The 22,490-nt window shown below is 71.8% G+C and carries 18 protein-coding genes; 13 read left to right on the forward strand and 5 right to left on the reverse strand.

Annotation, left to right across the window (positions count from 1 at the left end):
• The first annotated feature begins 110 nt into the window (after window positions 1-110).
• Both ACH4RC_RS32390 and ACH4RC_RS32395 read left to right on the forward strand, forming a co-directional pair.
• Entirely contained in the window at window positions 111-962 is an 852-nt protein-coding gene (locus ACH4RC_RS32390) for a helix-turn-helix transcriptional regulator (protein ID WP_398207211.1), read from the forward strand.
• A gap of 91 nt (window positions 963-1,053) precedes the next feature.
• Window positions 1,054-2,256: a spermidine/putrescine ABC transporter substrate-binding protein gene (locus ACH4RC_RS32395; RefSeq protein ID WP_398207213.1), complete on the forward strand. Its 1,203-nt coding sequence runs from the start codon at window positions 1,054-1,056 to the stop codon at window positions 2,254-2,256.
• Between the two features lie 27 nt (window positions 2,257-2,283).
• Here ACH4RC_RS32395 and ACH4RC_RS32400 read toward each other — a convergent pair whose 3' ends face one another.
• Both ACH4RC_RS32400 and ACH4RC_RS32405 read right to left on the reverse strand, forming a co-directional pair.
• Window positions 2,284-2,964 (reverse strand): glycerophosphodiester phosphodiesterase, encoded by a 681-nt coding sequence (locus ACH4RC_RS32400; RefSeq protein ID WP_398207214.1) that lies wholly within the window; start codon window positions 2,962-2,964, stop codon window positions 2,284-2,286.
• Window positions 2,965-2,992: 28 nt separating this feature from the next.
• On the reverse strand, window positions 2,993-4,057 hold the full coding sequence (locus ACH4RC_RS32405) for an adenosine deaminase (RefSeq protein WP_398207286.1): 1,065 nt from the start codon (window positions 4,055-4,057) through the stop codon (window positions 2,993-2,995).
• Between the two features lie 410 nt (window positions 4,058-4,467).
• Between ACH4RC_RS32405 and ACH4RC_RS32410 the strand changes: the two genes are divergently transcribed.
• Window positions 4,468-5,061 carry a DUF4190 domain-containing protein gene (locus ACH4RC_RS32410; protein WP_398207216.1) on the forward strand — a complete coding sequence of 198 codons (594 nt, stop codon included), beginning with the start codon at window positions 4,468-4,470 and terminating at the stop codon, window positions 5,059-5,061.
• A 15-nt stretch (window positions 5,062-5,076) separates the two neighbouring features.
• Here ACH4RC_RS32410 and ACH4RC_RS32415 read toward each other — a convergent pair whose 3' ends face one another.
• Entirely contained in the window at window positions 5,077-5,625 is a 549-nt protein-coding gene (locus tag ACH4RC_RS32415; protein WP_398207218.1) for an NADAR family protein, read from the reverse strand.
• A gap of 224 nt (window positions 5,626-5,849) precedes the next feature.
• Between ACH4RC_RS32415 and ACH4RC_RS32420 the strand changes: the two genes are divergently transcribed.
• The 8 genes from ACH4RC_RS32420 (at window position 5,850) to ACH4RC_RS32455 (ending at window position 15,915) form a co-directional block, all read left to right on the forward strand.
• Window positions 5,850-7,400: a gamma-aminobutyraldehyde dehydrogenase gene (locus ACH4RC_RS32420; RefSeq protein WP_398207220.1), complete on the forward strand. Its 1,551-nt coding sequence runs from the start codon at window positions 5,850-5,852 to the stop codon at window positions 7,398-7,400.
• 209 nt (window positions 7,401-7,609) lie between these two features.
• Window positions 7,610-8,869, forward strand: a complete 1,260-nt coding sequence (locus tag ACH4RC_RS32425; protein ID WP_398207222.1) for a spermidine/putrescine ABC transporter substrate-binding protein — start codon at window positions 7,610-7,612, stop codon at window positions 8,867-8,869.
• 93 nt (window positions 8,870-8,962) lie between these two features.
• A complete protein-coding gene (locus tag ACH4RC_RS32430; RefSeq protein ID WP_398207223.1) occupies window positions 8,963-10,120 on the forward strand; it encodes an ABC transporter ATP-binding protein in 1,158 nt (385 codons plus the stop codon).
• Window positions 10,117-11,043 carry an ABC transporter permease gene (locus ACH4RC_RS32435; protein ID WP_398207225.1) on the forward strand — a complete coding sequence of 309 codons (927 nt, stop codon included), beginning with the start codon at window positions 10,117-10,119 and terminating at the stop codon, window positions 11,041-11,043. Before ACH4RC_RS32430 ends, ACH4RC_RS32435 begins: the two co-directional genes overlap by 4 nt.
• Window positions 11,043-11,834: an ABC transporter permease gene (locus ACH4RC_RS32440; RefSeq protein ID WP_398207227.1), complete on the forward strand. Its 792-nt coding sequence runs from the start codon at window positions 11,043-11,045 to the stop codon at window positions 11,832-11,834. The genes ACH4RC_RS32435 and ACH4RC_RS32440 overlap by 1 nt, the downstream gene beginning before the upstream one ends.
• Window positions 11,835-11,873: 39 nt before the next feature.
• Complete coding sequence (locus tag ACH4RC_RS32445; RefSeq protein WP_398207228.1) at window positions 11,874-13,310, forward strand: NAD(P)/FAD-dependent oxidoreductase; 1,437 nt, start codon at window positions 11,874-11,876, stop codon at window positions 13,308-13,310.
• A 222-nt stretch (window positions 13,311-13,532) separates the two neighbouring features.
• Complete coding sequence (locus ACH4RC_RS32450; protein WP_398207230.1) at window positions 13,533-14,003, forward strand: hypothetical protein; 471 nt, start codon at window positions 13,533-13,535, stop codon at window positions 14,001-14,003.
• Window positions 14,004-14,082: 79 nt separating this feature from the next.
• Window positions 14,083-15,915, forward strand: a complete 1,833-nt coding sequence (locus tag ACH4RC_RS32455; protein WP_398207232.1) for a chitinase — start codon at window positions 14,083-14,085, stop codon at window positions 15,913-15,915.
• Here ACH4RC_RS32455 and ACH4RC_RS32460 read toward each other — a convergent pair.
• On the reverse strand, window positions 15,869-16,540 hold the full coding sequence (locus ACH4RC_RS32460; RefSeq protein ID WP_398207234.1) for a phosphatase PAP2 family protein: 672 nt from the start codon (window positions 16,538-16,540) through the stop codon (window positions 15,869-15,871). The two genes, ACH4RC_RS32455 and ACH4RC_RS32460, sit on opposite strands and share 47 nt — an antisense overlap.
• Before the next feature lie 306 nt (window positions 16,541-16,846).
• Window positions 16,847-18,181 (reverse strand): 4-aminobutyrate--2-oxoglutarate transaminase, encoded by a 1,335-nt coding sequence (gene gabT, locus ACH4RC_RS32465; RefSeq protein ID WP_398207236.1) that lies wholly within the window; start codon window positions 18,179-18,181, stop codon window positions 16,847-16,849.
• A 249-nt stretch (window positions 18,182-18,430) separates the two neighbouring features.
• Here gabT and ACH4RC_RS32470 point away from each other — a divergent pair, with 249 nt between their 5' ends.
• Window positions 18,431-20,554: an ATP-binding protein gene (locus ACH4RC_RS32470; RefSeq protein WP_398207238.1), complete on the forward strand. Its 2,124-nt coding sequence runs from the start codon at window positions 18,431-18,433 to the stop codon at window positions 20,552-20,554.
• A 145-nt stretch (window positions 20,555-20,699) separates the two neighbouring features.
• Entirely contained in the window at window positions 20,700-22,340 is a 1,641-nt protein-coding gene (locus tag ACH4RC_RS32475) for a PucR family transcriptional regulator (RefSeq protein WP_398207240.1), read from the forward strand.
• The last annotated feature ends 150 nt before the right edge of the window (window positions 22,341-22,490 follow it).

Raw genomic sequence — 22,490 nt, forward strand, 5'->3', positions numbered from 1 at the left:
CGCTGACGAGACGACTCTGCGCCCCGGGCGACACCCTCTGACAGGCACACCTGAGAGGGGGGAAAAAGTTGACCACCCTCGGTACGGCGCTAGCGGCGATACTCGGCACCATGGACGCAACCGTCGAACGCCGAACCGAACTCAGCCAGTTCCTGCGCAGCCGCAGGGCCCGTCTGCGCCCCGCCGACGTCGGCCTCGTCGCATACGGGCAGCGGCGCGTGCCGGGCCTGCGCCGCGAGGAGCTGGCGCAGCTCGCGGGGGTCAGCGTCGAGTACTACGTACGCCTGGAGCAGGGCCGCAACCCGCACGTGTCGGACACCGTCCTCGAAGCCGTCGGCCGCGCCCTGCGCCTGGACCCCGCCGAACAGGACCACCTGCGCAACCTCGCCCGGCCCGACCGCGCCCGCCCCATCGCCCAGGCCCACGCCGCCCCGCGCCCCGCGCCCGTACGCCCCGGCCTGCGGCGCCTGCTCGACAGTCAGGCGGGGCCCGCCTACCTGTGCGGCCCGCGCACCGAGGTGCTCGCGTGGAACGCCCAGGCCGCCGCGGTCTTCGGTGACTTCGGGCAACTCCCGGACGACCGGCGCACCTTCGCGTCCCTCGTCTTCCTCGACGACGCCTACCGCGACCTGTTCGCCGACAGCTGGCAGGAGAAGGCCGAGTCGACGGTCGCCTTCCTCCGGGCCGGTGTGGGCCGGTACCCCGACGATCCCGCGCTCGCGACGCTCCTCGGCACCCTCGCCATGAAGAGCGAGGAGTTCGGCGCACTGTGGGCCAGGCAGGACGTGGGCGACAAGGGGCCGGGACGGTACGGGCTCCGGCACCCGGTCGTCGGCCGGCTCGACCTCGACTTCGAGATCCTGCACCTGCCCGACGCCGGACAGGTCATGGTCAGCTATCTGCCCGCCCCCGGCACCGACGCCGCCGCCAATCTCGGGCTGCTCGCGAGCTGGACCGGCTGACCACCCGCATCGACAGGATGTCGGCTGGAACGCCTGCCGCTCGACGCAGCGTCCATTGCCCCGGGCCGTACCCCGGCGGCATTCTGCCTGCGTGCGAGCCGATCACTCCTCCTCCCGGGTCACCCGTCGTTCCCTGCTGCGCGCCCTGGGCGGGGGCGCCGGGGCCGCGGCCGTCGGCGCGTTCGCGGCCGGGTGCGGGGTGCCCGCGGCGTACGTCGAGCCGGGAGACCGGGCCGGCCAGGACCTGTCGTCCTCCGAGAAGCGGCTGACCTGGGCGAACTGGCCCCTGTACATCGACGTGGACGACGACGACACCGCGAAGCGGCCGACCCTGGAGGCGTTCGAGAAGCGGACCGGGCTCCAGGTCACGTACACGGAGGAGATCAACGACAACGACGAGTTCTTCGGCAAGCTCAGCCCGTCCCTGATGAACCATCAGAGGACCGGCCGGGACCTCGTCGTCATCTCCGACTGGATGTGCTCGCGCTTCGTGCGCCTCGGCTGGGTCCAGGAGATGGACCGGGCGCGGCAGCCCAACGTCGCCGAGTACCTCGACCCACTGCTGCGTTCGCCCGCCTTCGACCCGGGCCGCAAGTACACCGTGCCCTGGCAGTCCGGCATCACCGGGATCGCGTACAACAAGCGGCGACTCGGGCGGGAGATCCGGCAGGTCAGCGATTTGTGGGCCGACGACCTCAAGGGGCGCGTCACCCTGCTCTCCGGGCTCGACGAGTCCTTCGCGCTGCTCATGCAGGGCAACGGCGTCGACATCACCAAGTGGACCACCGGCGACTTCCACCGCGTCTGCGACCAGGTCGAGAAACTTGTCGAGGCCGAGCACATCCGCCGCTTCACCGGCAACGACTACATCAAGGACCTGTCCAGCGGCGACGTCCTCGCCTGTCAGGCCTACAGCGGTGACGTCATCCAGCTCCAGGCCGACGACCCGGACATCGAGTTCGTCGTCCCCGAGGAGGGCGCCGAACTCTGGGCCGAGTCCCTGATGATCCCCAATCTCGCCGACCACAAGGCCAACGCCGAGCGGCTCGTCGACTATTACTACGAGCCCGAGGTCGCAGCCGAACTCGCGGCCTGGGTCAACTACGTCTGCCCGGTCCCGGCCGCCAGGGACGTCCTCGCCGCCGCCAAGGACCGGGAGACCGCCGAACTCGCCGAGGACCCGCTGATCTTCCCCGACGACGCGATGCGGTCCCGGCTCGCCGTCGCGCGGGACATCAGGCCGTCGGAGCGGACGGAGTTCGCCAAGCGGTGGAACGCGATCGCGGGGCTGTGACCTGCGTCCTTCAGCCGAGGTTCCCGCTCACTCGTCGCGCAGCGGGGTCAGGAGGTCGACGCGGTTCGTCGTGACGGAGTCGGCGCCCGCGTCGAGCAGCCGCCGCATCGACCTCCGCGTGTCGGGCGTCCAGGCGGAGACCAGGCAGCCGTCGCGGTGGACGCGGGCCGCGAGCTCCCGGGTCACCAGCGGGAAGCGGTAGTTGAGCCAGCGCGGGCGGACCGCGTCGAGCAGGGTGGGGCGCGGCGGGGCCAGGGATGTCCAGGTCAGGGCGATCTCGGCGGCCGGGTCGGCGGCCCGCACCATGAGCATCGCGCGGGCGCCCGCGCAGTAGTACACGCGCTCCTCGGCGCCGGCGTCCCGGACGACGCCGAGGACCGCACGGACCGTCGTGGCGTCCGCTCCGGGCAGGTCGATCATCAGCCGTCCCGCCACGCTCTGTCCGAGCGCGTCGACGAGCGTGGGCACGCCGCCCGCCGTCAGGCCGCGTACCTCGTCGGCGGAGAGCGCGGAGAGCGGGCGGTCGTGCTGCCACAGGCGTTTGAGCGTGGCGTCGTGGAGGAGGACGGGGACGCCGTCGCGGGTCAGGCGGACGTCGACCTCCACCGCGTCCGCGCCAAGGGCGAGCGCCGAACGCAGGGACGGCAGGGTGTTCTCGCGGACGCGGTAGGGGTCGCCCCGGTGGGCCACGGCGGTAACGGTGCGCATGGCCCCCATTGTGTGGCGGAACCCGCGGTTACGCGTCGGCCAGCCAGTTGTCCGTGTACGTGTCGATCTCCGCGGCGATCCGGGTCTTGCCGGGCTCGTCGAGGAAGGAGGCGCGCACGGCGTTCTTCGCGAGTTCGGCCAGGCCCCGCTCGTCGAGGTCGAGGAGGCGGGCGGCGACCGCGTACTCGTTGTTGAGGTCCGTGGAGAACATCGGAGGGTCGTCCGAGTTGATGGTGACGGTGACGCCCGCGTCCACGAACCGCCGCAGCGGGTGCTCGTCGAGGGTGGCGACCGCGCGCGTCGCGATGTTCGAGGTCGGGCACACCTCGAGCGGGATTCCGCGCTCGGCGAGGTGCGCGAGCAGCTTCGGGTCCTGGGCGCTGGAGGTGCCGTGGCCGATGCGCTCGGCGCCGAGGTAGGTCAGGGCGTCCCACACCGTGCCGGGGCCGGTCGTCTCGCCCGCGTGCGGTACGGAGTGCAGGCCGGCCGCGATGGCGCGGTCGAAGTACGGCTTGAACTGCGGGCGGGGCACGCCGATCTCGGGGCCGCCGAGGCCGAACGAGACGAGGCCCTCCGGGCGCAGCGCGTCGTCCGTCGCCAGCCGCGCCGTCTCCTCGGCCGACTCCAGGCCCGCCTCGCCGGGGATGTCGAAGCACCAGCGCAGCACCGTGCCGAACTCCGACTCGGCGGCCTTGCGGGCGTCCTCGATGGCGTCCATGAAGCCGCGGGCGTCGATGCCGCGCCGGGTGGAGGAGAAGGGGGTGAGGGTCAGCTCGGCGTAGCGCACGTTCTGCCGGGCCATGTCGCGGGCGACCTCGAACGTGAGGAGGCGGACGTCCTCCGGTGTCCGGATCAGGTCGACCACGGACAGGTACACCTTGATGAAGTGCGCGAAGTCCCGGAACGTGAAGAAGTCCGCGAGCGCCTCGGGGTCGGTGGGCACGGCCGAGTCGGGGTGCCGGGCGGCGAGCGTCGAGACGATCCTGGGGGAGGCGGAGCCCACGTGGTGCACGTGAAGTTCGGCTTTCGGCAGTCCGGCGATGAAGGTCTGCAGACTCTGGCTCACGGATTCCTCCCCAGGAACGTGGATGATCGGCTGATCGGGGTCACGGGCATCGTATGCGGGCGGCTCCGCCGGGGAGCGGGAGCCTGGCGCAACCACGCTGCCACCGACTGGCTGATGCCCGGCGACCCGGTGCCGGGCGTGCTGGGCGGCTGCCTGTGTGCGGGCCGGTCGTGTCGCCGGATGAGGCCCCTGCGGGCGCCGGGACGTTTCTGTTCGCTGCCCCGTAGCATGTCGGGACCGACACGACGAAGGGGGCGCTTCACATGGGAGGCGGAACCACACCGCAGGGCAATGATCCCTGGGCAGCGCCGCAGGGCGCGCCGGCAGGGCAGCCGGACGGTTCCCGGGACTCCGGGGGTCCGCAGGCTCCCGGTGGCCCGGCGGGTGCCGGGGGCCCGGACCCCCGCGGTATCCATGAGAGCCAGACGGTGACCGCGATGCCGGCGCATCAGATGGCCAAGCCGCCGCAGGCACCGCAAGCGCCTCAGCCGCAGCAACCGCCGTACTCCGCACAGGCCCCCCAGCCTCCGCAGGTACCGCAGCAGCCGCAGCAGCCGCACGCGGCGCATAACCCGTACGCCCCCCAGCCCCCGGCCTCCCCCTACGCGGCCCCTCCCCAGAGCGGCAGCGCACCCGTGCCGCCCCCGCCCGTCTCGCCCGCCGGGCCCGGTATGCCGGCCTACGGCGGCTACCAGGGCGGGCCGCAGTACGGGTACCCGGTGCAGCAGCCCGCCCCGTACGGCGTGCCGCAGTACGGGTGGCCGGGTGGGATGCCGCCGCAGCCGAGCAACGGCATCGGCGTCACCGCGATGGTGACCGGCATCGTCTCCGCCGTGATGTGCATGGCGTGGTTCATCTCGCCGATCCTCGGCATTCTCGGCATCGTCTTCGGCATCATCGGCCGGGGCAAGGCCAAGCGCGGCGAGGCGACCAACCCCGGGCAGGCGCTGACCGGGATCATCTGCGGCTCGTTCGGCCTCGTCGTCGGGATCGGGTTCTTCACGCTGCTGATCGTGTTCAGCAGCAGGTGACCCGCCGGGCCCGCCTCAGCGCAGGCGGGCCCGCGCCTCCATCAGCGCGAACCCCAGCAGGTTCGGGCCTCTCCATGCCTCGGGGTTCTCCGCGTCCGCGTCGTCCGCCGCCAGGCCGATGCCCCAGATCCGGTCCAGCGGGCTCGCCTCCACCAGCACGCGCTCGCCCGTGCGGAGCAGGTACTCCCGCAGCTGAGGATCCGACGCGAACTTGTGGGCGCTGCCCTCGACGACGACGCCGTAGCGCTCCCGCCGCCACACCGCGTCGTCGAAGCCCCGCACCAGGCGGCCCTCCTTCTTGGCCTGCGACGGATGCCCGGCCGCGAGCACGCGCCGCTCGGCCTCCGCGTCGTCGAACAGCCGCGCCTTCGCCGCCATCATCCAGTGCTCCGCCGTCGCGTACTCCACCCCGTCCACGGTGAACGGCGACGGCCACCACTGACTCAGGCAACTCGGGCCGAGGGTCCCGTCCTTGCGCGGCTCATGGCCCCAGAAGTGCACGTACTTCACCCGCGCGCCCGCAGCCAGGGCCGCCACCAGCGATTCCCTGCTGTTGATCTCCATGCACGCGAGTCTGGCACGCACCACTGACACTCCGTCCTGCCTTTTCCGGGGCGACTCGACACCTGGTCGACAGATTCCGTCGCGTAACCAAAAGGCAACAACGGAATCACTTGTTGGAGTACAAGTGCTCTGCCAGGATCGGCACTCAAATCGAGCTGGAGCCACGCCGGTGCCCGCGGGACGGGAGAACCGGCGGCGAAGAGCGAGAGCGAGAGCGAGCACTCATGCACAACTCCACCCCGGCCCACCCCCGCACCGCCGCGTCGGTCGCCGCCGAGGCCCGGAACCGCTTCGTGGACGGGGCGAACTTCGTAGCCGGACGCCTGGTCAAGGGCGCATCAGGCCGCACCCACGCCGTCGTGGACCCGGCCACCGGCGAGGACGTGTACGTGTACGAACTCGCGGGCCCGGACGATGTGGACGCCGCCGTCGGCGCCGCCCGCGCCGCCTTCCCCGAGTGGTCGGGGGCGACGCCGGGCGAGCGGTCCGACGCGATGCACAAGTTCGCCGGGGTCCTTGCCGAGCGCGCCGAGGAGCTCGCGGTCCTGGAGTCGCTCCAGTGCGGCAAGCCGCTCAAGCTGAGCCGCGAGTTCGACGTCCCGGGGACCGTCGACAACACGGCGTTCTTCGCGGGCGCCGCCCGGCATCTGCAAGGGCAGTCGGCGGGGGAGTACAGCGGCGACCACACCTCGTACGTACGCCGTGAGCCGATCGGTGTCGTCGGGTCCATCGCCCCCTGGAACTACCCGCTGCAAATGGCCGCCTGGAAGGTGCTGCCCGCCATCGCCGCAGGGAACACGATCGTCCTGAAGCCCGCCGAGCTGACGCCGTTCACCTCGCTGCTGTTCGCGCAGGCCGCGACCGAGGCGGGCATCCCGGACGGCGTCGTCAACGTCGTCACGGGCGCGGGCCGCGACGCCGGTGAGCACCTCGTCGGGCACCCGGACGTCGCCATGACCTCCTTCACCGGCTCCACCGGGGTCGGCAAGCGCGTCGCCGAGATCGCCACCTCCACCGTGAAACGGCTCCACCTGGAGCTGGGCGGCAAGGCCCCCTTCGTCGTCTTCGACGACGCCGACCTGGAGGCCGCCGTGCACGGCGCCGTCGCGGGCGCCCTCATCAACACGGGCCAGGACTGCACAGCCGCCACGCGCGCGTACGTGCAACGCCCGCTCCACGACGCCTTCGTGAGCGGGGTCGCCGACCTGATGGCGACGGTTCGGCTCGGCGACCCGTTCGCCGACGGCACCGACCTCGGGCCGCTCATCTCGCACGCGCAGCGCGACCGCGTCGCCGGTTTCGTCGACCGTGCGCGCGGCTACGCGCGCGTGGTCACCGGCGGCAGGGCCCCGCAGGGCGACCTCGCCCGCGGCGCCTACTACGAGCCCACCCTCATCGCCGGCGCCGCGCAGGACAGCGAGGCCGTGCAGTCCGAGATCTTCGGGCCGGTCCTCGTCGTGCTGCCCTTCGACAGCGACGAGGAAGGCATCCGGCTCGCCAACGACACCCCGTACGGGCTCGCCGCCTCCGCCTGGACCCGTGACGTGTTCCGCGCGAACCGCGCGACGCGCGCCATCAGGGCCGGCTGCGTCTGGATCAACGACCACATCCCGATCCTCAGCGAGATGCCGCACGGCGGCTACAAGGCGTCCGGCTTCGGCAAGGACATGTCCGCGTACTCCTTCGAGGAGTACACCCAGATCAAGCACGTCATGTTCGACAACACCGCGACCGCGAGGAAGGACTGGCACCGCACGATCTTCGGGGACCGCTGAGCGCTCCGCGGGAAGTGCCGCGACAGGTGTGCGGCCGGCCGCGGCGCCGTCATGGCCGACCGCGCGGTTCCCCGCGCCCCTTCGGGGCGCTGGCGAACCGCAACGTACCGCGACCGACCCGCTCAGCACGCGACAGGGCCGCCCGACCAGCGGCCGCCACACCTCATACGAAGACCTCCCGTAAGGGCCTCCCGAAAGGCACCACGCGCATGGAGCAGTACGAGCCCGACCGCCTGTCGTCGGCCCAAGTGGCCGCTGTCCGCCGCAGCCTCGCCCACAGCCGCGCCCGGGCGGCGCTCTCCCGCCGCTCCTTGCTGCGCGGTTCGGCGGGCGGCGCGCTCGCCGTCGGCGGGCTCGGGGCGCTGACCGCCTGCGGCATCCCCGCCGCGAGCAAGTCCCAGGGCGGCATCTCGTCCGAGGACCACTCGGCGAAGGAGAAGGAGGTCGCCTTCTCCAACTGGACCGAGTACATCGACATGAGCGACGACGAGAAGCACCGGCCGAGCCTGGAGGCGTTCACCGAGCGCACCGGGATCAAGGTCAAGTACACCGAGGACATCAACGACAACGTCGAGTTCTTCGGCAAGATCAAGCCGCAGCTCGCGGCGGGCCAGGACACCGGCCGCGACATCCTCGTCCTCACCGACTGGCTCGCCGCCCGCCTCATCCGCTTCGGCTGGGTGCAGAAGCTCGACCCGGCCCACCTGCCGCACGCGTACACCAACCTGGCCGGCCAGTTCCGCAACCCCGACTGGGACCCGGGCCGCGCCTACTCCTACCCCTGGCAGGGCATCGCGACGGTCATCGCGTACAACACGAAGGCGACGGACGGGAAGAAGGTCACCTCGGTCTCGCAGCTCCTGGACGACCCGAAGCTGAAAGGGCGGGTCGGGCTGCTCTCCGAGATGCGCGACACCGTCGGCATGACCCTGCTCGACCTCGGCAAGGACCCCGCCGACTTCACGGCGGACGACTTCGACGCGGCGATCGCCCGCCTCCAGAAGGCCGTCGACAGCAAACAGGTCCGCCGCTTCACCGGCAACGACTACATAGCCGACCTCAGCAAGGGCGACCTGGCGGCCTGTCTCGCCTGGGCCGGTGACGTCGTACAGCTCCAGGCGGACAACCCGCACGTCCAGTTCGCGATCCCGGACGCCGGCTACATCTCCTCGACCGACAACATGCTGGTCCCGAACAAGGCGCGGCACAAAACCAACGCCGAGCGGCTCATGGACTACTACTACGAGCCCGCCGTCGGCGCAGAGCTCGCCGCCTGGATCAACTACGTCACGCCGCTCGACAGCGCTGTCGTCAAGCCGGAGCTCCTCAAGATCGACAAGGATGTCGCCAACGACCCGCTCATCGTCCCCGACAAGGCGATGGCGGCCAAGGCGCACAGCTTCCGCTCGCTGACCGCGAAGGAAGAGACGGCGTTCGAGGAGAAGTTCGCCCAGCTCACCGGCGGCTGAGCCGAAACGGTCCGCCCCGCAACAGAAGCCCCTGGAAAGCCCCGGAAAGCCTCGGAAAGCCCCAGAAAGCCCCCAGACCTCCTTGGACTCACCATGACGACCGACCACGGCGGCGACGTCCGTCTCACCGGGATCAGCAAGACGTACGACAACGGGTTCACCGCCGTCCGGCCGCTGGACCTCACCGTGCCGCAGGGCTCGTTCTTCGCGCTGCTCGGCGCCTCAGGATGCGGCAAGACGACCACCCTGCGCATGATCGCGGGCCTGGAGGAACCGACCGCGGGAACGGTTCACCTCGGCGATCAGGACGTCACCGGGCTGCCGCCCTACAAGCGCCCGGTCAACACCGTCTTCCAGTCCTACGCGCTCTTCCCGCACCTCGACGTCTTCGAGAACGTCGCCTTCGGCCTGCGCCGCCGCGGCATCAAGTCGGTGAGGAAGCAGGTCGAGGAGATGCTCGACCTGGTGCAGCTCGGCGAGCACATCCGCAAGAAGCCGCAGCAGCTCTCCGGCGGCCAGCAGCAGCGCGTCGCCGTGGCCCGCGCCCTCATCAACCACCCCAAGGTGCTCCTGCTCGACGAGCCGCTCGGCGCCCTGGACCTCAAGCTGCGCCGCCAGATGCAGCTGGAGCTGAAGCGCATCCAGACCGAGGTCGGCATCACCTTCATCCACGTCACGCACGACCAGGAGGAGGCCATGACGATGGCCGACACGGTCGCCGTGATGAACCAGGGCCGCGTCGAACAACTCGGCGCCCCCACGGAGCTCTACGAGAACCCGGCCTCCACCTTCGTCGCCAACTTCCTCGGCACCTCGAACTTCATCGAGGCCGAGATCGCCGGGCGCGACGGCGACGACCTCACGCTCAAGGCGGGCGACGCCAAGCTCGTCCTGCCCGCCGCGCGCTGTTCCGCCGCCACCGCCACGGGCGGCAAGGTCCTGCTCGGCGTACGCCCCGAGAAGATCTCGCTCACCCACGCCGACGACGCGGGCACGGTCCCGGCCGGCCGCAACCGGATCACCGGCCGCATCGCGGACAGCAGCTTCATCGGCGTCTCCACCCAGTACGTCGTCGACAGCCCGCTCTGCGACGCCTTCGAGGTCTACGCCCAGAACATCGAGCGCGACGCACGGCTCGTGCCCGGCGCCGAGGTCGTCCTGCACTGGAACCCGGCGCACACGTTCGGGCTCGACGCGGGCCAGGACGCCGAGGCGGGCGTGGAGAAGGTCGCGGAGGAGACCGCCGCATGAGTACGAGTGTGATCACCGACGCGCCCCCGGCGCCCACCGAGACCCCGCGCAAGCCTCGCCGGCGCGGCCGCCTGGTCCCGTACTGGCTGCTGCTGCCCGGCATCCTCTGGCTGGTCGTCTTCTTCGCCCTGCCGATGGTCTACCAGGCCTCCACCTCCGTACAGGAGGGCTCCCTGGAGGACGGCTTCAAGGTCACCTGGCACTTCGCCACGTACTGGGACGCGCTGACCGACTACTACCCGCAGTTCCTGCGCTCGGTCCTGTACGCGGGCTGCGCCACACTCCTGTGCCTGCTGCTCGGCTACCCGCTCGCCTACCTGATCGCGTTCCGCGCGGGCCGCTGGCGCAACGTCGTCCTGGTCCTGGTCATCGCGCCGTTCTTCACCAGCTTCCTCATCCGTACGCTCGCCTGGAAGACGATCCTCGCGGACGGCGGCCCGGTCGTCGGCGCCCTCAACAGCCTCCACCTGCTCGACGTCACGGCCTGGCTCGGCATGACCGAGGGGGACCGGGTGCTCGCCACACCACTCGCGGTGGTGTGCGGCCTCACCTACAACTTCCTGCCGTTCATGATCCTCCCGCTCTACACGTCGCTCGAACGCATCGACGGCCGGCTGCACGAGGCGGCCGGTGACCTCTACGCCTCGCCCGCGACCACCTTCCGCAAGGTGACCTTCCCGCTGTCGATGCCGGGCGTCGTCTCCGGCACCCTGCTCACCTTCATCCCGGCGGCCGGCGACTACGTCAACGCGGACCTGCTCGGCTCCACCGACACCCGCATGGTCGGCAACGTCATCCAGACGCAGTTCCTGCGCGTTCTCGACTACCCGACCGCCGCCGCCCTCTCCTTCATCCTCATGGCGGCCATCCTCCTCATGGTCACCTTCTACATCCGCCGGGCCGGAACGGAGGATCTCGTCTGATGCGCTGGCTCCGGAAGAATCTCGTGGTCATAGCGGGCCTCGTCACACTCGCCTATCTGCTCCTGCCGAACGTCGTCGTCACGGTCTTCTCCTTCAACAAACCCAAAGGCCGCTTCAATTACGAATGGCAGCAGTTCTCGCTCGACGCCTGGAAGAATCCGTGCGGCGTCGCCGACATGTGCGGCTCGCTCTCGCTGAGCCTCCGGATCGCCTTGTGGGCGACCATCGGCGCGACCGTCCTCGGCACGATGATCGCCTTCGCGCTCGTCCGCTACCGGTTCCGGGCGCGCGGCGCGGTCAACTCGCTGATCTTCCTGCCGATGGCGATGCCCGAGGTCGTGATGGCGGCCTCGCTGCTCACCCTGTTCCTCAACATGGGTGCTCAGCTGGGGTTCTGGACCGTCCTCATCGCCCACATCATGTTCTGCCTCAGCTTCGTGGTGACGGCGGTGAAGGCGCGCGTGATGTCGATGGACCCGCGCCTGGAGCAGGCCGCGCAGGACCTGTACGCGGGCCCCGTCCAGACCTTCGTCCGCGTCACCCTGCCGATCGCGGCGCCCGGGATCGCGGCGGGCGCGCTGCTCGCCTTCGCGCTCTCCTTCGACGATTTCATCATCACGAACTTCAACGCGGGCTCGACCGTGACCTTCCCCATGTTCGTCTGGGGTTCGGCGCAGCGCGGGACGCCCGTACAGATCAATGTCATCGGTACGGCGATGTTCCTCGTCGCCGTGCTGTGTGTGCTTGCCGGAATGATGGCCGGCAGGCGAAAGAACAAAACAGTCAACTGATTTCTGTCTCTGTCCCGACATTCCGAGGGAGTTGGAATCATGGCCGCTGGAGCCATGAATCGCGGAAACCGTACGCACCGCTCGACCGCGTCGCTCGCCGACGCCAAGCCCGTCCCGTACTGGCTGGACGACCCCGGCAGGCCCGGGGCGCGCCCCGCCCTCACCGGCGACGAGAGCTGCGACCTGCTGGTCGTCGGCGGCGGGTACAGCGGCCTGTGGACGGCGCTGCTCGCCAAGGAGCGCGACCCCGGCCGTGACGTGGTCCTCGTCGAGGCGAAGGAGACCGGCTGGGCCGCCTCCGGTCGCAACGGCGGGTTCTGCGCCGCCTCCCTCACGCACGGCACGGCCAACGGGCTCGCGCGCTGGCCCGCCGAGATCAAGAAGCTGGAGGAGCTCGGCGCCGCCAACCTCGACGCCATCGAGGACGCGGTCGCCCGCTACTCCATCGACTGCGACTTCGAGCGCACAGGCGAGCTGGACGTGGCGACCCAGCCGCACCAGATGGCGGAACTGCGCGCATTTCACGCGCAGTTGACCGAGGCGGGCCTGGCCGACGGCCTCGAACTCCTCGACGCCGACCAGGTACGGGAACAGGTCGCGTCCCCGGCCTTCCTCGGCGCCCTGTACGACCGCGACGGCGTCGCCATGCTCCACCCGGCGAAGCTCGCGTGGGGCCTGAAGCGGGCCTGCCTCGACCTCGGCGTACGCGTCTACGAGCACACCCCGGCCACCCAGCTCGCCTCCCGTCCCACCGGCGTGGCCGTCCGCACCCCGTACGGCCGCGTCTTCGCCCGGCACGCCGCCCTCGGTACGAACGTCTTCCCGTCGCTGGTCAGGCGGGTCCGCGCGTACACGGTCCCGGTGTACGACTACGCGCTGACGACCGAGCCCCTGACCGAGGCCCAGCTGGAGTCGGTCGGCTGGAAGAACCGCCAGGGCCTCGGCGACTCGGCCAACCAGTTCCACTACTTCCGCCTCACGGCGGACAACCGGATCCTGTGGGGCGGCTACGACGCGGTCTACCCGTTCGGCGGCCGGGTCCGCGCAGAGCTGGACCACCGCCCCGAGACGTACGCGCGCCTCGCCGACCACTTCTTCACCTGCTTCCCGCAGCTGGCGGGGGTGCGCTTCACGCACGCGTGGGGCGGCGCCATCGACACGTGCTCGCGCTTCTCGGCGTTCTTCGGCACCGCGCACGGCGGGCGCGTCGCGTACGCCGCCGGGTACACGGGGCTCGGCGTCGGCGCGACCCGGTTCGGCGCGGACGTGATGCTCGACCTGCTGTCGGGGGAGCGCACGGACCGCACCGAGCTGGAGATGGTCCGCACGAAGCCGCTCCCGTTCCCGCCGGAACCCTTGGCCTACACGGGCATCGCCCTCACGAAATGGTCCCTGGCGCGGGCCGACGCCCACGGCGGTCACCGCAACCTCTGGCTCCGCACGATGGACCGGCTGGGCCTGGGCTTCGACAGCTGATCGCTGACGGGGCCGTGGAACGAGTGCGTCCGCCGGGTCGCTGGGGGCTCCTGGCCGTGGCGTCGTCGTGGCCGGGCGCGCAGTTCCCCACGTCCACGGGGGCGCTTCGGTCAAGCCGCCGGAAATCAGTTGCCCCGAGCCGCGTAATGCCACCCCCTCCAGCCCCTCTCCCTCTTGTGCCTCCGCGCAGGAGCGGAGGCGGACTTGAGAGGGAGGCTTCGCATGGCTGGGTCGTCGAGGGCTGTCGCGGCGGTCGAATGGCTCGTGGGGGTGGCGCCCGATCCGGTGGCGTGCCGGGAGGAGTGGGAGCGCGATCCGCTCGGGGTGGCGCTGCTGCCCGCCGGGAAGCAGTGGGACGTACTGATCCTGCCGGGCGAGCTCGGCACGTCCACGCTCGACGTGCTGAGCCGGGTCATCGACCGGCCGGGACCGGTACTCGCGGACTTCGGTGACGCCCGGATGGGCTTCTTCGTGCCCGAGGGGACCGTGGCCCGCTGGCTCGGCACCGGTGTGCGCGGCGCCGGGATCGGCACCTGGATCGTCGTGCCGTACCCGGGCCGCACCATCGGCGGCGTCCGCTGGGTGGTGCCGCCGGACGGCTCGGGGACGCTCACCGATCCGGGCCTGCTCGAACTGGCGATGCACGAGGCGGCCGCCCGACTCGCCCAACTCGCCCGGGAAACGGAGGAGTAGAGACGCGCGAACCCTTGACAACCGAATTGGTCTGGACCAAGTTGAGCGCACCTCGCTCCGCCCCGCCCCGGAGGCCCCCATGGACCGACCCAGACCCCGCGCCCGTATACGCGGACGCGTGCTCACCGCCTTCACGGCCACCGCGCTCGCCGCGACCGGCCTCACCGCGCTGTCCGCCACCTCGGCCACCGCGGCCGACACCGACCTGGCCAGGAACGGCGGCTTCGAGTCGTCGCTCGACGGCTGGAGCTGCGGCGCGAACACCGGTGCCGCCGTCACCTCACCCGTACGGACGGGCACTTCGTCGCTGCGCGCCACCCCGACCGCCGCCGACAACGCCCAGTGCGCGCAGACCGTGAACGTCAAGCCGGACTCGGCCTACACCCTGTCCGGCTACGTCCGCGGCAGCTACGTCTACCTCGGCGCGAGCGGCACCGGCACCACCGACGTCTCCACGTGGACCGCGTCGGCCCCGGACTGGCAGAAGCTGACGACGACGTTCCGCACCGGCCCGTCCACGACGAAGGTCACGATCTACACCCACGGCTGGTACGGCACCCCGGCCTACAACGCCGACGACATCAGCCTCGTCGGCCCCGGCACGCAGGCCCCGACCCCGCCGACCGCACCCGCCGGCCTCAGGACGGGCACGGTGACCTCCACGAGCGTCGCCCTGTCCTGGACCGCCGTCCCGGGCGCGACGAGCTACGCGCTCTACGCCAACGGCACCAAGTCCCGCACGGTCGACGGCACGTCGACCACCGTCACCGGCCTCACCCCCGCCACCGCCTACAGCTACCAGGTCACGGCGGTCAACGACGCGGGCGAGTCCCCGAAGTCCGCGGCGGTCACGGCGACCACCTCCCCGGGCTCCGACAACGGCGGCGGCTCCTCCGACCTGCCCGCCCACGCCCTGGTCGGCTACCTGCACGCGAGCTTCGCCAACGGCGCCGGCTACACCCGCCTCGCCGACGTCCCCGACAGCTGGGACGTCATCGACCTCGCCTTCGGCGAGCCCACCTCCACCACCTCCGGCGACATCCGCTTCAACCGCTGCCCGGTCACCGAGTGCCCCTCGGTCGAGTCGGACGCCGAGTTCAAGGCGGCGATCAAGGCCAAGCAGGCGGCGGGCAAGAAGGTGCTCATCTCGATCGGCGGCCAGAACGGGCAGGTCCAGCTGACCACCACCGCCGCCCGCGACACCTTCGTCTCCTCCGTCTCCAGGATCATCGACCAGTACGGGCTCGACGGCCTCGACGTCGACTTCGAGGGCCACTCCCTCTCCTTGAACACCGGCGACACGGACTTCAAGAACCCGACCACCCCGGTCGTCGTCAACCTGATCTCCGCGCTCAAGACCCTCAAGGCCAGGTACGGCGCCGAGTTCGTCCTGTCGATGGCCCCGGAGACGTTCTTCGTCCAGAACGGCTACCAGTTCTACGGCAGCGGCAAATGGGGCGGCCAGGACCCGCGCTGCGGCGCCTACCTCCCGGTCATCCACGCACTCCGGGACGACCTGACGCTCCTGCACGTCCAGGACTACAACTCGGGCCCGATCATGGGCCTCGACAACCAGTACCACTCCATGGGCGGCGCCGACTTCCACATCGCCATGACCGACATGCTCCTCACGGGCTTCCCGGTCGCCGGTGACGCGAACAACGTCTTCCCGCCGCTGCGCCCCGACCAGATCGCCATCGGCATGCCCGCCTCGACCAACGCGGGCAACGGCTACGTCTCCCCGGCCGAGACGAGGAAGGCGCTCAACTGCCTCACCAAGAAGACGGACTGCGGCTCCTACACCACCCACGGCACCTGGCCGGCGCTGCGCGGCCTGATGACGTGGTCGGTGAACTGGGACCGCTTCAACAACTGGGAGTTCCAGAAGAACTTCGACGCGTACTTCGGGTGATGGCACAGGCGGCGGCGCACAGCAGGACCGCCGCCAGACACCAGCTCCCCACCACGTCGACCGGCCAGTGGTACCCCTGCCGGACGAGCCCGAGGCCCACGGCCGCGTTCACCAGGACGCAGCCGTGGGCCGCCGCGCGCACCCGGTGCACCTCGCGAAGGAGCAGGACGCAGAGCCCGTACGCGACCGTCGCCGTCGCCGTGTGGCCCGACGGGAAGAACCCGGTCTCCGGCGCCATCGGCGGCGGCCCGGGGCGGGCGAGCCAGGACTGGACCGGGGCGACCAGGGCCGGGACCAGGGCCATCGTGACGAGCGCCGTGAGTACGGGGACGATGCGCCGCACGCGCCAGGTGACGTACGCGAGGGTCAGGGCCAGGACCGGCAGCGCCATGGACGGATTGCCCAGGTCGGCGCAGAGTTCGGCCGGACCGGCGGGGATGCCGCTCGTGCGGATCGCGTCGCCGAGGCGCTGATCGGGGGAGAGGAGCGGGCCGTCCACCGCGACCTGCCGTGCGAGGGCGACGAAGCCGAGCAGCGCGGGCAGCGCGAGAAGGAGGAAAACGGTCGGCCGGCCCGGAACAGGGGGGGTGGTTCCGGGCCGGCCGAACTGACCGGTGTGCCGCACGCCCCGGGGGGTTTGGGGCGGGCGGCCGTCCGATCGGTGAGGAGTTCCGGAGCCGGAAGCTCCGGGTGTGTGCGCGGAGGCACGACCAGGGCGGGGCTGGGGAGGCTCCGACCCGGTTTCGCCCACAGTCCCCTGTGGGCGGGGTGTTTCTCTCATCTGCAGAAACCGTACGGCAGGGGACGGGGGACACAACAGCGGCTTGGCCGATCTGCCATCGGCCCCCCACACCTTCTTCACACGGTCCGACCTTCGCGCGGCCTCACGGAATGGACGCCGGTGCGACGGGCGCGCACCGGCGGCCCGGGGTCACAGCGCGGCGAGGGCGGCCTCGATGATGTCGAGACCCTCGTTGAGCAGGTCCTGGCCGATCACCAGCGGGGGCAGGAAGCGCAGGACGTTGCCGTAGGTGCCGCAGGTGAGGACGAGGAGACCCTCGGCGTGGCAGGCCTTGGCGAGCGCCGCCGTGGCCTCCGGGTGCGCCTCCTTGGTGGCGCGGTCCTTCACCAGTTCGATGGCGATCATCCCGCCGCGCCCGCGCACGTCGCCGATGACGGAGAACTTCTCCGCCATGGACGACAGCCGCGCCTTCATCGTCTGCTCGATCTCCTTCGCGCGGGCGTTGAGGTCGAGCTCCTTCATCGTCTCGATGGCACCGAGCGCACCCGCGCACGCCACCGGGTTCCCGCCGTAGGTGCCGCCGAGACCGCCCGCGTGCGCGGCGTCCATGATCTCGGCGCGGCCCGTGACGGCGGCGAGCGGCAGACCGCCCGCGATGCCCTTGGCCGTGGTGATCAGGTCCGGGACGATGGACTCGTCCTCGCAGGCGAACCACTGTCCCGTACGGCAGAAGCCGGACTGGATCTCGTCCGCGACGAAGACGATGCCGTGGTCGGCGGCGTACTGGCGGATCGCGGGCAGGAAGCCCTTGGCCGGCTCGATGAAGCCGCCTTCGCCGAGCACCGGCTCGATGATGATCGCGGCGACGTTCTCCGCGCCGACCTGCTTGGAGATCTGGTCGATGGCCTGGGCGGCGGCCTCCGGACCGGCGTTCTCGGCGCCGGTCGGCCAGCGGTAGCCGTACGCCACCGGGACGCGGTAGACCTCGGGCGCGAACGGGCCGAAGCCGTGCTTGTACGGCATGTTCTTCGCGGTCAGCGCCATCGTCAGGTTGGTGCGGCCGTGGTAGCCGTGGTCGAAGACGACGACCGCCTGGCGCCTGGTGTACGCGCGGGCGATCTTGACGGCGTTCTCGACGGCCTCGGCGCCCGAGTTGAACAGCGCCGACTTCTTGGCGTGGTCGCCCGGGGTCAGCTCGGCGAGCGCCTCGGCGACGGCCACGTAGCCCTCGTACGGCGTGACCATGAAACAGGTGTGGGTGAAGTCCTGGAGCTGGGCGGAGGCGCGGCGCACGACGGCCTCGGCGCTCGCGCCGACCGAGGTGACCGCGATGCCGGAGCCGAAGTCGATCAGGCGGTTGCCGTCGACGTCCTCGATGATGCCGCGGTCCACCCTGGCGGTGAACACGGGCAGCGTGGAGCCCACGCCGGCCGCGACGGCCGCCACGCGGCGGGCCTGCAGCTCCTGCGACTTCGGGCCGGGGATGGCGGTGACGACGCGGCGCTCCTGCGGGATGTCGCTCATGCGGGGCTCCTGGTTCTGGATCTGGCGGGTCCGGGGGTTTCTCCGCAGGTTAGGTGCGGGATGAGTGGGGGGTCTTGCTCCATCGGGGTGAGATTGCGCGGGGGTGTTGTCCGCCTTGGACACATACCCGTGGCGGCGCGCGGAACCCGGTGAGGCGCTCAAACAGTGAACTCCCCAGGCACGGGCACTACATTGAGCCCGGATTCACGCGCGGAGCACAGACGGACCGGCAGGTCAGGGGGCAAGGCCATGAACAGCGAGGGCACGCAGGGCACGGACGGCGTCGCCGGGGAGCGCGGGCTTCCCCCCGGCGGCGCGGTACCGCCGCCGCGCCCCGCCCACGCACCGGGAGAGCAGGCTTCCCCCTCCTCTTCCGCGGGCGCCACCTTCCTGACCTGGCTGCGCACACCGCGGCCCGCCGCCGCGCCCGGCGTGTGGCGGTTCGGGCACCGGCCGCGCGCGGCGCAGGAGCCCGAGCGGACCCCGACCCGGCAACTGCTCAGCGGCGCCCTCATCGCGTTCCTGGTGGGCTGGCTCGTCTGGTCGCTGCTGTGGAACGGCTACCTGGGCGGCTGGTGGCTGCTCCCGCTGTACGCGATGATCCCGGACTCCTGGGTCGACCCGCACTCGTTCACCTCGGTGATCGTCGTCTACATCTACTACGGGGTGTTCGCGGTCGGCATCGCGGTCGGCGTCGGCCGACTCGGCCGGTGGGGCGAGGTCTGGCGGCGCTTCGGCTGGCCCGCCTGGCGCACCGCCGCCCCGGTGCAGGCGGAGCGCCCGCCCGCCCCGGACGAGGACCCGGCCCAGTGGCCGCAGCTGCGTGAGGCCGGGGCCGTCGAGGCCGCCGAGCGGCTCGGGGCCGACGCCCGCGCCGGGCTCATGCGCGACGTCGACCACGCCCGCATCGCCCGCGCCTGGCAGGGCGTCAAGCGCGGACGGCACAGCCTCGCCTCGTTCGCCGCAGCCGTCACCAAGGACGGCGCCGCCGCCTGCCCGCACCCCTCGGGCACCCGCGACCTGCCCGCCCGCGCCGCCCGCCACGACCTCGCCACCGCCCAGGTCCGGATCGGCACGGCCGCCGACGACGCCCGCAACCCGTACGCCTACCGGGGCGTCGGCCTCGCCCTCGGCCCCGACCTGCTCGGCACGTCCCTGCTCGCCGTCGGCCCGCCCGGCGCGGGCAAGACCGGCAGCGTCGTCTGGCCCCTCACCGAGTCCCTGTGCCTGGGCGCGCTCGCCGGACGGGCCGCCGTGGTCGTCGTCGGGGCGGCGGGATCGGGCCTCGGCTCGCCGGACACGTACGACGTCGTCGTCCGCGTCGGCCGGCCCGACTCCGTCTACGACCTCGATCTCTACGGCGGCAGCACGGACCCCGACGAGGCCGCCGCCGTGCTCGCCGAGGCGCTCGTCGGCGACCTCGCCGACCCGCACCCCGGCGGGGACAGCCGCCGCTCCACGACCGTCCTCGCCCAGCTCCTCGGCCCGTACCACACGGTCCACGGCCGCTTCCCCTCCGTGCCCGAGCTGCGGCAGCTCCTCGACGGTTCACCGGTCGCGCTCGGCGCGCTGCGGACCGCGCTCACCGAGACGGGCCACCAGGCGATGCTCCGCGAGCTCGACGCGCGCGAGCGGCAGCTGTCCCATCCGGGTGACGTCGGTGCCGTGCTCGCGGACCGGATCGCGCTGCTCGACCGCCCGGCCTTCGCCCCGTTCTTCGACACGTCGGGGGCCACGCGCCCGTTCTCGCTGCGCGCCCTCGACCATCCTGTCCGCGTCCGCATCGACCTGCCCGAACGCGGGCACGCGGACGCCTCCCGGGTCCTCGCGCGGCTGATCCTGGCCCAGTTCATGTCGAGCGTCGCCGTCCGCGAGGACCGCTCCCTCTTCGCCTGCCTCGTCCTCGACGACGCCACCGGGGTCGTCACACCGCAGGCCGTCCGCGGCCTCCAGCGGCTGCGCTCCGCCAACGCGGGCGCCGTCCTCACCCTGCGCACCCTCGACGACGTGCCGCGCCCGCTGCGCTCCCCGCTGCTCGGCTCGGTCGGCTGCCGCATGGCCCTGTCCGGGCTCACCCCCTGGGACGGCCAGGACTTCGCCGAGGTCTGGGGCAAGGAGTGGACCGAGGCCCGTGACGTCACCGACCGGCAGATCATCGCCGAGACCCCGGCGGGCAAGGCGCTGCACGCCGTGCGGCGGGTGATCACCGGGCGGGCGCCGACCGCCCGCGCCGTCACCGTCCGCCAGGTCGAACGCGAACGCTGGTCCGCCTCCGACCTCGCGCACGCCGTCCCGCCGGGCCACGCCGTGCTCTCGCTCACCACCGTGCGCGGCGAGCACGCGCCGCCGCTGCTCGTGGAGCTACGGACCTGAGAGCGGCCTGAGAGCCACGGGGGCGGCCATCCGTGGTACGTACGGTGAGGCAGAATCGGCACTGGTCGTTCATACGGAGCGGCCAAAAGCTTCACAAGCCCGGTGCTTCCCCCCATGTATCTCCAGCACACCACCTGAAGGCCCCATGCCGCCCACGCTCGCCTCGCTCGTCCACCACTCGTCGCTCAAACTCACCGTGCGCGCGGGCGAGGGCCATCTGGACACCGCCGTCCGCTGGGCCCACGTGAGCGAACTCGCCGACCCCGTCCCCTACATGGAGGGCGGCGAACTGCTCCTGATCACCGCCCTCAAGCTGGACGCCGACGACCCCGAGGCGATGCGCCGGTACGTGAAACGGCTGACCGGCGCGGGCGTCGTCGGCCTCGGCTTCGCGGTCGGCGTCAACTACGACGCCGTACCCGATCCACTCGTCCGGGCGGCCGAGGAAGAGGGCCTGCCCCTGCTCGAAGTGCCGCCGCGCACCCCTTTCATCGCCATCAGCAAAGCCGTCTCCGCCGCCATCGCCGCCGACCAGTACCGGGCCGTCACCACCGGGTTCGCCGCGCAGCGCGAGCTGACCAAACAGGCGCTGAGCGAAGGCCCCGAGGGGCTGCTCGCCGTGCTCGCGGGCCAGGTGAACGGGTGGGCGGCGCTCTACGACGCCTCCGGCGCCGTCGTCGCCACCGCTCCCGAGTGGGCGGGGCGCCGCGCCGCCCGGCTCACCGCCGACGTCGAACGGCTGCGGGAGCGGCCCGCGCCCGCCAGCGCCGTCGTCGCGGGCGGCACCGACGACCGCGTCGAACTCCACTCCATCGGTACCGGACGACGGGCCCGCGCCGCCCTCGCCGTCGGCACCGCCGCCGCCCTCGGCACCGCCGAGCGCTACGCCCTGCACTCCGCCATCGCCCTGCTCACCCTCGTCACCGAACGCTCGCGGGCGCTGTACGCCGCCGAGCAGCGGATCGGGGCGGCGGTGCTGCGCATGCTCCTCGCGGGGGAGCCCGATCATGCTCGGGCCGTCGCCGGTGACCTGTACGGGGCTCTGCTCGACGCCCCCTTCCGGATGGTGGCGGCGGAGGCCGCGGCGCCGCCGCCGAACGGGGTGGCCGCGCCCACGGGTGCCTCGGCGGCGCCGGGGAGGGCGTCGCTGCTCGGGGAGGCGATGACCGGGGCGTCCGGGGATCCGCTCTCCGTACTCGCGGATGTGGTGGAGTCGGCGGCGGCGCGCGCGGGTGAGGCGGTTCTCGTCGTCCCGGACGGGGCGCGGACCGTGCTGCTCGTCGTCGACGGGGGTGCGGCGGCCGAGGCGTGTGTCCAGTACGCCGAGGTCCTCGAGGCGACCCGGGCGGACGGCTCCGCCGCGGACGAGCTGGTGATCGGCTTCTCGGCGCCGTCCGGGCCGATCGCGGCGGTGTCCGCGTTCAAGCAGGCGGAACAGGCGCTGTCCGTCGCGCGGCGGCGGGGGCGGGTTCTTGTGGAGCACGAGGACGTGGTCGCCGGGTCGGTGTTGCCGTTGCTGGCGGACGATGCGGTGCGGGCGTTCGCGGACGGCTTGCTGCGGGCGCTCCGGGACCATGACGCGACGGGGCGCGGGGACCTTGTGGCGTCCTTGCGGGCGTGGTTGTCGCGGCACGGGCAGTGGGACGCGGCGGCGGCGGATCTTGGGGTGCACCGGCATACGCTGCGGTACCGGATGCGCAGGGTCGAGGAGATCCTGGGCCGTTCTCTGGACGACCCGGATGTCCGGATGGAGCTTTGGCTGGCGCTGAAGGCGACCGGGGTGTGACAGTTCCCTCGCGGGTGCGGGCGGATCCGGAGCCGGCCGCGCATTGCCTGCGGCGCAGCCCGTCCGTCTTTCGGGTGCGGGTTTCGTCGTGGCTGGTCGCGCAGTTCCCCGCGCCCCTGGAATGCGCACTGCGTGCGGCATTCTCCTGTC

Source organism: Streptomyces sp. NPDC016845 (assembly GCF_044332585.1).
Taxonomy (GTDB): Bacteria; Actinomycetota; Actinomycetes; order Streptomycetales; family Streptomycetaceae; genus Streptomyces.